The following is a 12,662-nucleotide window of genomic DNA, read 5'->3' as shown; positions in this document are numbered from 1 at the left end:
AAGGACTCCCGGGTGGCACGAAGCCCCCGGTCACCCAGAAACCCAAGAAGAGAAACCAGACCATGTTCACCCGCAAACCCCTGATCACCGCATCCCAGGCCCGTACCGCACTGCTGCTGGCAGCCGGTTTCAGCACCGTGCTGTTGAGCGGTTGCGCCAGCTCGCCGGCGTCCAAGGTTGGCGCCACGACCAAGGTCGAGTACTACCCCAACTGCTACGAGCCGGTGCAGCACCTGCGCTCCACCGACGGTGACATGACCCGCTCGGTCGCCACCGGCGCGCTGCTCGGCGCGGTCGGCGGCGCCCTCACTGGCGCCCTGGTCGACAAGGAAAACCGAGGCCGCAATGCCGCCATCGGTGCCGCCGGTGGCGCCCTGGTCGGTGGCGCCGCCGGTTACTACACCGAGCGCCAGAAGCAGATCAGCGACGACAAGCAGCGCATCGCCTCGTACGCCACCGACATCGACAAGAGCGCGGCCGACATGGACCGCACCACGGCCTATGCCAAGTCGTCGCAGAGCTGCTACCAGCGCGAGTTCGCCAGCTTGATCCAGAACCGCAAGGCTGGCCGCATCAACGATACCGAGGGCCGCAAGCGCCTGGCCGAGATCGTCGCCGGCCTGCAGGAGTCGAACAACCTGCTGACCACCGTGAACGGGCGTCTGGGTGAGAACCTCAACAACTACACCCAGGCCTACGAGCAGGACCTCAAGCAGGTGGGCGTGCAGCGCACCGAAGTGGTCGCCGTGGCCGAGCCGCCGAAGGTGGCGACCACCGGCAAGAAGAAGGATGTGAAGAAGGTCCAGCCGGCCAAGACCAACACCAAGGTGCCACAGGAAGCGGTGGCCACCGAGAAGACCCTGCAGAACGCCAACGGCAAGAAAGCCGAAGCCCAGCAGGTGGCCAAGGCGGGTACCGACCAGGTCAACGCCATGTGCCGCAACCCGGACATGGGTGACTGGGCGCCGGTGCCGTGCCCGAACGTGTGATCCGTTGAGGCTGCTCGCATGACCTGTAGGCGCGGGGCAAGCCCTCGCCTGCAGGTCATGCGACTTGGCCAGGCTTTGTGCAAGGAAACCTATTCGTGACAGATCTTCTGGTCAATTCCCTGGCCAACAACTCCCAGTTTCTTGCCCGTCAGCGTATCCAGGCGCGGATCAACCTGCCGCAGATGTTCGCCGCCATCGACGCCGACCCGCGTATCGTCGGTGCCGGTGTGGTGTACATCGACGCCGAATACAACATTGTCACCCTGCGTGAGTTTCAGCCGATCTGCAGCATCCGTCCCAAGCGCGTGATCCTGCGCGAGATCAAGAAGTACCAGACACCTGACCAGTACACCCAGCAGTTGCAGCACAATCCGCGCGAGTCGCGGGTGGTCAAGGAGGCGGTCAACACGACCCTTTCCTGCGCGGGCGCTGTGATCGGCTGGTTCGTGGTGTTCAGTGGCACCATTGCCGCGCCCTTTTCAGGCGGTACCAGCCTGGTACTGACCTATGTCGGTGGCGCCGCCGCCACCGCCAGCAGCATCCAGTGCGGCATCGGGGTAATGCGCACGGTGCGTGAAGTGACCAACCCAGCGGCCAACGATGCCCTCGATGAGAACCAGTGGTACCAGGCCGCCTCGATGGTGCTCGATGGCGTCTCGTTGCTGGGTGTCGGCGCGTCGGGCCTGAGCACCTTGAAGTACCTGCAAGTACACAAGGCCGCCACGGGTCGCAGCTGGCTGGAGTTGTCCAAGAGCCTCAGCCGCCAGCAGCGCAAGGCGCTGACCGACGAGCTGCTGTCGATCAAGCACCCGAGCCTGACGGCCAGGCAGATCAAGTTGCAGCAGGCGGCAGGGACCATGACCAAGCGCTACACCCCGACCGAGATCAGCCACGCCACGCAGACCCTGATGCGCGACTCGCTCGGCGCCACCTTCGGTTTGGCCGGGAGTGCCACGGTGCAGAGCATCGCCGTAGGGCTATATGAAGAGATCGAGTGATGATGAAGCCTGCGCAATTCCAGACTTTCATGCGCCGTTACTTCCCGACGTTCTTGCTGGGGTTCTTCATTTGCCTCCTGTCGGCGGCGTTGTCAGCCACTCTGTGGATCGACAGTCACTGGCGCAATCACCCGGATAACCCCCTGTTCACCATGATGTCCAGCGCAGTGCTGGTCTTGCTGCTGTGTTCCGGGCATTTCGCGATGGTCCGGGGCTTCACATGGGCAGTATGGGTTGTGCTCTCTGTACCGACTGTGGCCTTGCTGATGGCGTTGAGCCTGCTCGGTAGTGGAGTGAATGCTGTGTTGCTGGCAATTTTGCTGGCGCTGCCATTGCTCGCGCTGCTGGTATTCAACAGCCAGCGGCATCGGGAAATGCGCCGGCGGTTGGTGGAGCTGCGCAAGGTGCGGCGTTAGCGTAATGACGCTCAAGCCCTCTGAAGCGTTACTTGGGAGTATTCATCGCCGCGCACGGAGCTACAGTTCCGCCACCAGGGCTTCCAGTTGCTCCTGCCGCTCGGCCTGGCTGACCCGTGCCCCGGGATTGAGCGTCGACCACTGCGGATGCGCCCGCGCCTTGCGCAAGGCCTCGGGCAGCTTGCCTTCGCGCCAGCCTTTGTCCTCCGGCGCCGCCAGGCGGATGCTGTCCTGCGCCGCGTGCCCGCGTGCTTCCAGGGCCAGTATCAACTGTTGCTGACGCAGCGCCAGCAGGCGCAGCACGGCGTCATCCACCGTCAGCTCGCGCTGGCCCTTGAGCTTGCCCATCAGGCGCGAGCCATAGTTGCGCGCAGTCTGCAGCGCGCCGCCGGCAATGGCCCCGGCGAGCGCGGCGGCGCCCAGGGTCAGGCCGCCAACCAGCAGGTCGACGCCGGCACCTGCCGCCGCGCCCGCCGCCACGCCGCTGCCCAGGCGCACACCGAGCAGCTTCAGGGTCTCCGGATTGAACAGGTCGTCGCCCCAGCGCCCATCGAGCAGCGGCAAGTCGCCGGCATTGGCGTCCTCGCGGCGGAACGCATACAGCTTGAGCAGCGCCTCGACACAGCGTTGTTCGCGCTGGCGCACCGCCTGGCGCAGGGTTTCGATGGCCTGCGCCTCGGCGGCGGGCTCGGCCTCTACGCTGCGTCGGCAGGCGGCGCAGTCGAGCAGCAATTCGGCGACCAAACGCTTGCCGCTGTGGCGGCGGGCTTCACGCTGAGCCTGCTGGTCATCGATCAGCCGTTGCAGGGCAGGACGGGCCTCTTCCAGCAGCAGGGCCAGGCTTTCGTAGAGGCGGCGCTCGCCATCCTCGGGCGGGGCCACGCTGTCGAAACGCACCAGCGCATGCAGGCCCAGGCGCGCCAGGGCCTCGCGCCATTCGGGCTCGCGGTGCTGGCTGCTGGCAACGAAGTTGAGTACCGGCAACAGCGGCTTGCCGCAGCTGGCCAGCACCTCCAGCTCGTCGCGGTACTTGGCCAGCACCGGTTCACGGGCGTCGATCACATACAGGCCGGCATGGCTTGCCAGCAGCTGGCGTAGCACCTTGGCTTCCTGCTCGAAGCGCTGGCGCGCCTCGCTGCCCTGGAGGAAACGTTCAAGGCGAGCGGGACCGTCCAGGCGCTCGCCCGGGCGTTCGAGGCGCTCCAGGTAGTCGAGCAGGGCGATGGCGTCCTCCAGGCCAGGGGTGTCGTACAGCTCCAGCAACGGCTCGCCGTCCACCGACAGGCGGGCGCCTTCGACATGGCGGGTGGTGCTGGGGCGGTGCGAGACCTCGCCGAAGCCGACGTCGCGGGTGAGGGTGCGCAGCAGCGAGGTCTTGCCGACGTTGGTGTGGCCGACCACGGCCAGTTTCAGCGGCTCAGTCATGGCCATGCTCCAGCCAGGTCAGGGGCGAGGTGTCGGCATGGGGCAGGCCCAGGCGGTCGAGAGCCTCGTGCCAGTCGCCCAGGCGTGCCGCGTCCAGGGCCTGGCCGGGTTGCGCCTGCAGCAGCCAGATACGCGTGGCGCCGGCGTTGCGCGCCAGCTCAGCGAGCAAGGCCAGGCTGCCACGGTCGGGCGAGCGGCGTGGGTCGCAAGCGACGGCCAGACGCGCCGGGGGGAAACGGCTGAGTTGCTCAAGCAGCTTGTTGCGCGACTCGCGGCTGTCGAGCACGCCCGCATGGGTGACCGAACGGGGCAGTGCGGGTGGCCAGGGGCGCTGGTCGTCCAGCTCCAGGCCGACCAGCAGGGCACCGCCGCTGTCGCGCTCCAGCTGGCCGGCCTCGAAGCGGGGCAGGGTGTCGGGGGCTGGGTCCTGCACGCCGAGGCGTTCGCTGCGTGGCATCAGGGCTTCGCGCAACTGCGCGTAGCCGGGCAGGTTGAGATCCAGCGCCAGGCGCTCGCGGCCCTGGCGCCAGCGCCACAGGCACAGCGCGGCCAGCAGCAGGCGGGGCAGCAGGCCATAGACCAGCACCACGCCGAGCAGCCAGCTGGCCCAGGCCTGGCGCGCCAGATCGAGTGCCGGCAGGGTGTCGCCGCTGGCGCGAATCATCGCTTCGTCGGGCACGGCGAAGCCGATCAGTGAGGGCAGGGCGCCAAGGGCCTGGGTCAGCGTGATGAAAGGTTCGGCGGCAAGCAGCGTGGTTTCCCAGACGAAGCCGTAGCGTCGCGTCGCCAACAGGGCCAGGAGCATGCCCAGCGCCGCGAGCATCGCCAGTGACCACAGGCCATGCACCAACAGGCCGAGCAGCCAGCGGTTCAGGCGCTGGCGCTGCAGCAGCACCAGCAACGCGGGGGCCAGTTGTGCGGCCTTGGCGTCACGGGCAAAACGCTCGCTTAGCCACAGCCACAGGCGGCCCAGCGCCGCGCCTTGCTCACTGGCGAAGAAGAAACCCACGGCCCAGCCAAGCAGCAGCATGAGATTCAGCCCGAGCAGGCTGCCCAGGGCCCAGAACACGTTCACCGGCCGCTGGCCGTCGCCCAGGGCCGCCAGCCCCAGGCCGGCGCCACTGAACAGAGCCAGGACCATCAAGCTCAGCAGGGCCAGCCGTGCGCCCTGTTTCCAGTGGCGCAGCGCCGTGTCCATGCCGTCGCGCTCGGCCAGCCACAGGGCGCGGGCCTCGATGCGCGTGGCCAGGTCGCCGCCCTGCTGGCGGGCGCGGCGGTTGGCTTCCTGGTCTTCCAGAGGGCCGGCGTGTTCCTCGCGCAGGCGTACCGCTTCGGTGAGCCAGCGCTTGTCGAGTGGAGTGGGTGCAGTCACAAGCTCTTCCATTGCACAGGTCTGGCCGCAAGCATAACCCACGTGCCCGGTGCTATCCTCGCCGGCATGAATACATCACTCCCCCTCAGCCTGATCGCGGCGCTCGCCGAGAACCGTGTGATCGGCATCGACAACTCCATGCCCTGGCACCTGCCGGGGGACTTCAAGTACTTCAAGGCCACCACCCTGGGCAAGCCGATCATCATGGGGCGCAAGACCTGGGATTCGCTGGGCCGGCCATTGCCGGGACGGCTGAATATCGTCGTCAGCCGGCAACCTGGGCTGCAACTGGCCGGCGCCGAGGTGTTCGCCTCGCTAGAGGCGGCGCTGGTGCGCGCCGAGCAGTGGGCGCGCGAGCAGGGCGTCGGGGAATTGATGCTGATCGGCGGTGCGCAGCTGTATGGGCAGGCGCTGGAAAAAGGGCTGGTGAGCCGGATGTACCTGACCCGGGTGGAATTGTCGCCGCAGGGCGATGCCTGGTTCCCGGAGTTCGACCACGGGCAGTGGCAGTTGACCTCGAGCGAGGCGCAGTCCGAAGCGGACAAACCGGTCTATCACTTCGAAGTCTGGGACAAGGCCTGAGTGTGTTCGGGGCCGCTGATACGCGATAACTGCAATTGCGAACAAATATCATCTTCTGCTAGCGTTCGCTCCTCTTGAGACCCAGAGCCAGGATGTGCCGTGTCTTCGTGGAACAAGCAGATCGCCCGGTTGTTCACCGAGCACAAGAAGGCCCTGGAGGCGTTCGTCGCACGGCGCACCGGCAATAGCCAAGTGGCCGCCGACCTGACCCAGGAGTCCTTCCTGCGCCTGGCGCGGCTGCCTGCCGACAAACAGATCGACAACCTGCCAGCCTTCCTCTTCACGATTGCCAGCAACCTGGTGCGCGATCACCAGCGCCAGGCCATTCGCCGCGAGCGCCTGGATGGCGGCGAGCCCAGTGACGAACTGGCCAGCGATGCCCCCGGCGCCGAGGACCAGTTGGCCGCGCAGCAGGAGCAGGCGCTGATGCAGACGGCGATCCAGGCCCTGCCTGAGGCGACCCGGCACATCTTCCTGCTCTATCATGTCGACGGCTGCACCTACCGCGAGATCGGCGAGCGCATGAATGTCACGCCCCGCAGTGTCGAGTACCAGCTGCGTCGGGCTTTGCTCGACTGCCGCGCCTTCATCCAGGCGCGGCTGGCCGGTGACGCGAGAGGGCAACGTCCATGAGCCGTCATCCCGAGAGTGCGACCGATCCCATGAGCGACCTGCCCGACAGCGAGCGCCTGTTCGCCGAAGCCACAGCCTGGTATTACCGTCTGCATGCCGAGGACGTCACCCTGGACGAACGCCAGGCGTTCGCCGTATGGCGCGCGCAGGGGCCGGCGCATGCCAGGGCCTGGGAGGAAGTGCTCGACCTGTTGGGGGCTTTGCAGGGCCCGGCCAGGCGCCTGCGGGAAGACCAGCAGGCGGCTTGGCACTCCCCCCGACGCCGGATCTGGCCCAAGGTGGCAAGTGCTGCCGCGGCGGCGGTGCTGTTGGGTGTGCTGCTCGTCCAGACGCCCTGGCTCGACCGCTGGCGCGCCGATTACGCCACCGCCACGGGTGAGACGCGTAGCCTGCAGTTGGAGGATGGCTCGCGCATTCAGCTCAACACCGACAGCGCCGTGCAGGTCGAACTGGGGACCACCGAGCGGCGTGTCCGGCTGTTGCGTGGCGAGGCCTGGTTCGAGGTAACCCGCGATGTGGCTCGGCCTTTCGTGGTGCGTGCCGGTGAGGGCTGGGTGCGGGTAGTCGGTACACGTTTCAGCGTGGCCGAGACGGGCGGACAGACCCGTGTGCAACTGGCCCAGGGCAAGGTCGAAGTTCGCGCCGGCGCCGGCCAGGGGTTGTTCCTCGAACCCGGGCAAGCCGTGGAGTACGCGGCAGGCGGGCCGGGTGCCGTGCATGGCTTCGAGCCCGCCCGCGCCTTCGCCTGGCGCGAGCGGCAACTGGTATTCAGCCAGCAGCCGCTGGGTGAGGTGGTGACTGAACTCAATCGCTACTGGCCCGGGCAGACCCTGGTGCTGGGCGACGGCCTGCGCCAGCGCAAGGTCTCCGGCGTATTCGACATCGACAAGCCGGAGGCCGTGCTCAAGGCCTTGACCCATACCCTGGGCGTGCGTGCCGACCAGTACACACCGTACCTGCGCATCCTGCGCGAAGGCTGATTGAAAATATTTTCGGGGATTCCCGTCGCACCGACGTCCTTGATCTCGTAGGCGCAAATAATAAGCACTCTCAGACAGTGCCGCGCCAGTCGATCACTTTGACGCTTTCGGGGAGCCCCATTGATGAAAACCACCGCCACTCGGGCCGTGCTCGGCCTGGCCATCGCGCTTGGCAGCGCCGCGTTGATCGGGCCCGGGCAGGCCCTGGCCGCCACGCAGGCGCAGGTCTACCGTTTCGACATCCCGGCGCAGTCGCTGGACTCGGCCCTGGCGGCCTTCAGTGCGGTTACCCGGATCCAGGTGCTGGTACCCGGTGAGTTCACCCAGGGCCTGCGCTCGCCGGGCCTGAGTGGCAGTTATCCACAGGAGCAGGCACTGGCCCGCCTGCTCCAGGGCACTGGCCTGAATGCCGCCTACATCGACAACGACAGCGTCACCCTGGAGCGCCAGCGCGCCGGGAACGACGACGCGATGCAACTGGGCGCGGTGAAGATCGATAGCAGCCAGTTGGGCACCACCACCGAAGGCACCGGCTCCTACACCACTGGATCGCTGACCCTTGGCAAGGGTGAGCAGAAGCTCAAGGACATCCCGCAGTCGGTGTCGGTAATGACCCGCCAGCGCCTGGACGACCAGAACATGAACAGCCTGCAGGACGCCATGCGGCAGGTGACCGGTACCACGATCAAGAGCTACAACACCGGCTCCAACCTCAATGACGTTTACATGCGCGGCTTCCCGGTCGACCTGGTGCAGGTCGATGGCGTCACCCAGCCCACCGGGCAAGGCGACATGGCCACGGCGTTCGACCTGGCCATGTATGACCGCGTCGAAGTGCTGCGCGGGCCATCCGGCCTGTACCAGGGCGCGGGCGAACCCGGTGGCACCATCAACCTGGTGCGCAAGCGCGCCTTGGGCAAGTTTGCCCTGTCTGGTGAGCTGTCGGCGGGCACCTACGATCGCTACCACTCCACGGTTGACGTCACCGGGCCGCTGAACAGCGATGGCAGCCTGCGCGGGCGTTTTGTCACCGCCTACGAGAACAACCAGGCCTTCGTCGACTACGCACAGAACGAGCGCCCGATGATGTATGGGCGCCTGGAATACGACCTGTCGCCGGCCACCACCCTGACCCTGGGCGGCGCCTACCAGCGCAACAAGTCGGTGCCCGCGTTCGGTCTGCCGGCCTACGACAGCGGCAAGTTGCTCGACGTCAAGCGCTCGACCTTCGTCGACGCGAAGTGGAACGAGCTGGACGAGCGGGTCTGGGAAAGCTTCTTCGAGGTCGACCATGCGCTGGATGATGGTGGCCAGTTCAAGACCTCGCTGACCTATCGCGACGCCGAGGCACCCACGCGCAACTTCACCTGGACCGACGGCGCCGTGGACCCGGCGACCGGTGCCAGTTCCGCGGTGGCCTACAACTACTACACCCACATCAAGACCCTGGGCCTGGACAGCTTCGTGACGCGGCCGTTCGAGGCGTTCGGGCGTACCCATGAGCTCACCGTGGGCGCCGACTACCAGCATGTGGACAAGGACTTTCGCTACGGTGGCCGGGAGTGGTTCGACATCAACGTGTTCGACCCTGGCAGCATCGACATCCCCAAGATCGACTACGCCATGGACAACGGCAACTCGTCCAAGTCGAACCAGTACGGACTGTATGCGCGCACCAAGGTCAGCGCCAACGACTGGCTGGACGTGATCCTCGGTAGCCGAGTGATCTGGTTCGACAGCGATGGCCACAACGCCAACCCGTTCTTCAACGAATTCTCCGACCCCCACACCAGTGTTCGCCGCAAGGTGATCCCCTACGGTGCGCTGGTCGCCAAGCTCACCCCCGAACTGTCGGCCTATGCCAGCTACACCACGGTGTACAAGCCGCAGACGCAGATGGCCGGCGGCAACAGCACGGTGGCGCCGCGCGAGGGCAAACAGTATGAGTTGGGCCTGAAACGGGAGTTCTTCGACGGCCGCCTGAACGGCAGCGTGGCGGTGTTCCGCATCTATGACGAGAACCGCGCCCAGCAGATTGGCCAGACGCCGTTCTACGAGGCCCAGGCCAAGGTGCGCAGCCAGGGTTGGGAAACCGAGCTGTCCGGTAACCTGACCGACAACTGGAGCATCAGCACCGGCTACGCCTTCACCCGCCTGGAGTCGGGGCGTCAGGCCGACTACCAGGGCATCAGCATCACGCCCAAGCACAACTTCAATGTGTGGACGCGCTATGCGTTCGCCGATGGGCCGCTGGAAGGGTTCAGTGTCGGAGGCGGCGTGCGGGTGGTCAGCTCCACCTACTACACGCGCAACAGCGTGGACTTCGTGCAGGGTGGCTACAGCGTGGCCACGGCGCAGGTGGGCTATCGCTTCAACAAGCACCTGTCGGCGACACTCACGGCCAACAATTTGTTCGACCGTGTGTATTACGAGCGTGTGGACAGTGCCTGGGGCTCGAACTTCTATGGCGAGCCGCGCAACCTGACGCTCAAGCTGCGCGCGACGTACTGAGCCTGGATCGCCGGGGGCGCAAAGCGCCCCCGGTAATCTTTCAGGAGTGACTCAGTTGTGCATGCTCATCCCCAGCCAGCACCTGCTGGTCGGTCTGCTTGAGCAACTGGCTGGTAACCACGCCCGCCGTCATCGAACCATTCACGTTCAACGCCGTGCGGCCCATGTCGATCAGCGGTTCCACCGAGATCAGCAGCGCCACCAGTTCCACCGGCAGGCCCATGGCTGGCAGCACGATCAGCGCGGCGAAGGTCGCGCCGCCGCCGACGCCGGCAACGCCTGCCGAGCTGAGGGTAACGATGGCCACCAGGGTGGCGATCCACAGCGGGTCGAAGGTATCGATGCCCACTGCGGGGGCGACCATCACCGCCAGCATCGCCGGATACAGGCCGGCGCAGCCGTTCTGGCCGATGGTCGCGCCAAACGAGGCGCTGAAGCTGGCGATCGATTGCGGCACGCCCAGGCGCAAGGTCTGCGCCTCGATGTTCAGCGGGATGCTGGCGGCGCTGGAACGGCTGGTGAAGGCGAAGGTCAGCACCGGCCAGACTTTACGGAAGAAGCGCAGCGGGCTGACGCCGGTCAGCGCCAGGATCACCCCGTGGACCACGAACATCAGGCCCAGGCCGATGTACGACACCACCACGAAGCTGCCCAGCTTGAGGATGTCGTCGAGGTTGGAGCTGGCCACCACCTTGGTCATCAAGGCCAGCACACCGTAGGGGGTGAGCTTCATCACCAGGCGCACCAGGCGCATGACCCAGGCCTGCAGCACGTCGATGGCCGACAGGGCGCGCTCGCCCTTGTCCTTGTCGTCCTTGATCAGTTGCAGTGCGGCGAGGCCGAGGAACACGGCGAAGATCACCACGCTGATGATCGAGGTCGGCTTGGCCCGGGCCAGGTCGCCGACCGGGTTGGTCGGGATGAACGACAGCAGCAGTTGCGGAATGTTGAGGTCGGCGACCTTGCCCGCGTAGTCGCTGTGGATGGCCTGCAGGCGGGCGCTTTCCTGGGCACCGGCCACCAGCCCCTCGGCACTCAGGCCGAACAGGTTGGTCAGGGCGATACCGAGCAGCGCGGCGATCGCGGTGGTCAGCAGCAGGGTGCCGATGCTCAGCACACTGATGCGGCCCAGTGCCGAGGCGTTGTGCAAGCGGGCCACGGCGCTGAGGATCGAGGCGAAGATCAGCGGCATGACGATCATCTGCAGCAAACCGACGTAGCCATTGCCGACCAGGTCGAGCCAGCCGATGGTGGCCTTGAGCACCGGGTGCCCGGCGCCGTAGATCGTATGCAGCACCAGGCCGAAGCCGACGCCGAGGGCCAGGCCCAGCAGCACCTTCTTGGCCAGGCTCCAGTCGGTGCGACGGGTTTGCGCCAGGCCCAGCAGCAGGGCCAGGAACGCCAGCAGGTTGAGTGACAGCGGCAGGTTCATTGAAGCTCCGGAAAAAGGCAAAAGAGGCATCGCCTCTGTGAGCGATTACGAACGGAAATGCTAACAGCCTGAAAACAAACGAATTTATACCTAAAAGGAATTTGCATAGTCGTTTATGGAATAACGCCTGGTCGTTTTTGGCAATACACATGGCGTTTGCGGTTGCTTCGAGGTCGGTGGCGCATGCCTGCCTGTCACAAATCAGGTCTAGGGTTGAGCGGCCACGTCTTTGGGAGAACCGCACATGATGTCAGCTCCGAAAATCCTTGCCGGCGGCCTTGCCTTGTTGCTGAGTGCCAGCAGTTGGGCGGCCACCGAGCTCAAGCACTGGCCGGCCGAAGCCGCGCAGAAGCTCGACGCGATGATTGCCGCCAACGCCAACAAGGGTAACTACGCGGTGTTCGACATGGACAACACCAGCTACCGCTTCGACCTCGAAGAGGCACTGCTACCGTTCATGGAGAACAAGGGCCTGCTGACCCGCGACAAGCTCGACCCTTCGCTCAAACTCATCCCGTTCAAGGACAGCGCCGAGCACAAGGAGAGCCTGTTCAGTTACTACTACCGCCTGTGCGAACTCGACGACATGGTCTGCTACCCCTGGGTGGCGCAGGTATTCTCGGGCTTCACTCTCAAGGAACTGAAGCAGCAGGTCGACGAGCTGATGGCCTCGGGCAAGCCGATCCCCAGCACCTACTACGAGGGCGACCAGGTCAAGAGTATCGAGGTGCAGCCGCCGAAGGTGTTCACGGGCCAGGCCGAGCTGTACAACAAGCTGATGGAGAACGGCATCGAGGTCTATGTGATCTCGGCGGCGTCCGAAGAGCTGGTACGCATGGTCGCCTCAGATCCCAAGTACGGCTACAACGTCAAACCACAGAACGTGATCGGTGTGAGCCTGCTGCTCAAGGACCGCGCCAGTGGCCAGCTGACCACGGCGCGCAAGCAGATCAGCGCCGGGCAGTACGATCCCAAGGCCAACGAAGGCCTGGAGCTGACCCCGTACCTGTGGACGCCGGCCACCTGGATGGCGGGCAAGCAGGCGGCGATCCTCACTTACATCGATGAGTGGAAGAAACCGGTGCTGGTAGGGGGCGATACCCCGACCAGCGATGGCTACATGCAGTTCCACGGCGTCGATGTGAACAAAGGCGGCATCCACCTGTGGATAAACCGCAAGGCCAAGTACATGGACCAGCTCAACGGCATGATCGCGAAGAATGCAGCGGCCCAGGCCAATGAAGGCTTGCCGGTGACGGCGGACAAGAACTGGGTGATCGTGACGCCGGAGCAGATTCAGTGAAATACGCATGACCTGTTCCGG

Annotated in this window: 11 protein-coding genes; 8 read left to right on the top strand and 3 right to left on the bottom strand. The window is 65.6% G+C overall.

The annotated features are described in order from the left end of the window. Nucleotides 1-62 precede the first annotated feature (62 nt). The 3 genes from tagQ to AAHK21_RS12230 all read left to right on the top strand — a co-directional run bounded on the left by tagQ (nt 63) and on the right by AAHK21_RS12230 (nt 2,403). A complete protein-coding gene (gene tagQ / locus AAHK21_RS12240; protein WP_367857368.1) occupies nt 63-989 on the top strand; it encodes a type VI secretion system-associated lipoprotein TagQ in 927 nt (308 codons plus the stop codon). 95 nt (nt 990-1,084) lie between these two features. Next, the gene (locus AAHK21_RS12235) at nt 1,085-1,987 is read left to right on the top strand and encodes an NAD synthetase (RefSeq protein WP_046857471.1); all 903 of its coding nucleotides are present in this window, start codon (nt 1,085-1,087) and stop codon (nt 1,985-1,987) included. Continuing rightward, a complete protein-coding gene (locus AAHK21_RS12230; RefSeq protein WP_367857367.1) occupies nt 1,987-2,403 on the top strand; it encodes a hypothetical protein in 417 nt (138 codons plus the stop codon). Before AAHK21_RS12235 ends, AAHK21_RS12230 begins: the two co-directional genes overlap by 1 nt. Nucleotides 2,404-2,463: 60 nt before the next feature. Here AAHK21_RS12230 and AAHK21_RS12225 read toward each other — a convergent pair whose 3' ends face one another. After that, entirely contained in the window at nt 2,464-3,828 is a 1,365-nt protein-coding gene (locus AAHK21_RS12225) for a GTPase/DUF3482 domain-containing protein (RefSeq protein ID WP_367857366.1), read from the bottom strand. Continuing rightward, the gene (locus tag AAHK21_RS12220) at nt 3,821-5,212 is read right to left on the bottom strand and encodes a DUF2868 domain-containing protein (RefSeq protein ID WP_367857365.1); all 1,392 of its coding nucleotides are present in this window, start codon (nt 5,210-5,212) and stop codon (nt 3,821-3,823) included. Before AAHK21_RS12220 ends, AAHK21_RS12225 begins: the two co-directional genes overlap by 8 nt. Nucleotides 5,213-5,266: 54 nt before the next feature. Here AAHK21_RS12220 and AAHK21_RS12215 point away from each other — a divergent pair, with 54 nt between their 5' ends. The 4 genes from AAHK21_RS12215 to AAHK21_RS12200 all read left to right on the top strand — a co-directional run bounded on the left by AAHK21_RS12215 (nt 5,267) and on the right by AAHK21_RS12200 (nt 9,906). Beyond that, the gene (locus AAHK21_RS12215; protein ID WP_367857364.1) at nt 5,267-5,782 is read left to right on the top strand and encodes a dihydrofolate reductase; all 516 of its coding nucleotides are present in this window, start codon (nt 5,267-5,269) and stop codon (nt 5,780-5,782) included. Nucleotides 5,783-5,881: 99 nt separating this feature from the next. Beyond that, the gene (locus tag AAHK21_RS12210) at nt 5,882-6,415 is read left to right on the top strand and encodes an RNA polymerase sigma factor (RefSeq protein WP_367857363.1); all 534 of its coding nucleotides are present in this window, start codon (nt 5,882-5,884) and stop codon (nt 6,413-6,415) included. Beyond that, the gene (locus AAHK21_RS12205; protein WP_367857362.1) at nt 6,412-7,395 is read left to right on the top strand and encodes a FecR domain-containing protein; all 984 of its coding nucleotides are present in this window, start codon (nt 6,412-6,414) and stop codon (nt 7,393-7,395) included. Before AAHK21_RS12210 ends, AAHK21_RS12205 begins: the two co-directional genes overlap by 4 nt. A gap of 123 nt (nt 7,396-7,518) precedes the next feature. Next, entirely contained in the window at nt 7,519-9,906 is a 2,388-nt protein-coding gene (locus AAHK21_RS12200) for a TonB-dependent siderophore receptor (protein WP_367857361.1), read from the top strand. Nucleotides 9,907-9,946: 40 nt separating this feature from the next. Here the strand turns inward: AAHK21_RS12200 and AAHK21_RS12195 are convergent, their stop codons facing one another. Further along, nucleotides 9,947-11,338 carry an L-cystine transporter gene (locus tag AAHK21_RS12195; RefSeq protein WP_046857463.1) on the bottom strand — a complete coding sequence of 464 codons (1,392 nt, stop codon included), beginning with the start codon at nt 11,336-11,338 and terminating at the stop codon, nt 9,947-9,949. Nucleotides 11,339-11,582: 244 nt separating this feature from the next. On the opposite strand from AAHK21_RS12195, the gene AAHK21_RS12190 reads away from it, so the two are divergent. After that, nucleotides 11,583-12,641 (top strand): haloacid dehalogenase-like hydrolase, encoded by a 1,059-nt coding sequence (locus AAHK21_RS12190; RefSeq protein WP_367857360.1) that lies wholly within the window; start codon nt 11,583-11,585, stop codon nt 12,639-12,641. Nucleotides 12,642-12,662 lie beyond the last annotated feature (21 nt).

It is taken from the genome of Pseudomonas sp. TE50-2 (assembly GCF_040813665.1).
Taxonomy (GTDB): Bacteria; Pseudomonadota; Gammaproteobacteria; order Pseudomonadales; family Pseudomonadaceae; genus Aquipseudomonas; species Aquipseudomonas soli.
This window is presented reverse-complemented; position numbering and strand designations above follow the sequence as displayed.

What these genes read in the sequence shown, in the direction of transcription:
- tagQ (WP_367857368.1), top strand. Translation starts at nt 63, where the DNA reads ATGTTCACCCGCAAACCCCTGATCACCGCATCCCAGGCCCGTACCGCA.
- AAHK21_RS12230 (WP_367857367.1), top strand. Translation starts at nt 1,987, where the DNA reads ATGATGAAGCCTGCGCAATTCCAGACTTTCATGCGCCGTTACTTCCCG.
- AAHK21_RS12225 (WP_367857366.1), bottom strand. Translation starts at nt 3,828, where the DNA reads ATGACTGAGCCGCTGAAACTGGCCGTGGTCGGCCACACCAACGTCGGC.
- AAHK21_RS12220 (WP_367857365.1), bottom strand. Translation starts at nt 5,212, where the DNA reads ATGGAAGAGCTTGTGACTGCACCCACTCCACTCGACAAGCGCTGGCTC.
- AAHK21_RS12215 (WP_367857364.1), top strand. Translation starts at nt 5,267, where the DNA reads ATGAATACATCACTCCCCCTCAGCCTGATCGCGGCGCTCGCCGAGAAC.
- AAHK21_RS12205 (WP_367857362.1), top strand. Translation starts at nt 6,412, where the DNA reads ATGAGCCGTCATCCCGAGAGTGCGACCGATCCCATGAGCGACCTGCCC.
- AAHK21_RS12200 (WP_367857361.1), top strand. Translation starts at nt 7,519, where the DNA reads ATGAAAACCACCGCCACTCGGGCCGTGCTCGGCCTGGCCATCGCGCTT.
- AAHK21_RS12195 (WP_046857463.1), bottom strand. Translation starts at nt 11,338, where the DNA reads ATGAACCTGCCGCTGTCACTCAACCTGCTGGCGTTCCTGGCCCTGCTG.
- AAHK21_RS12190 (WP_367857360.1), top strand. Translation starts at nt 11,583, where the DNA reads ATGATGTCAGCTCCGAAAATCCTTGCCGGCGGCCTTGCCTTGTTGCTG.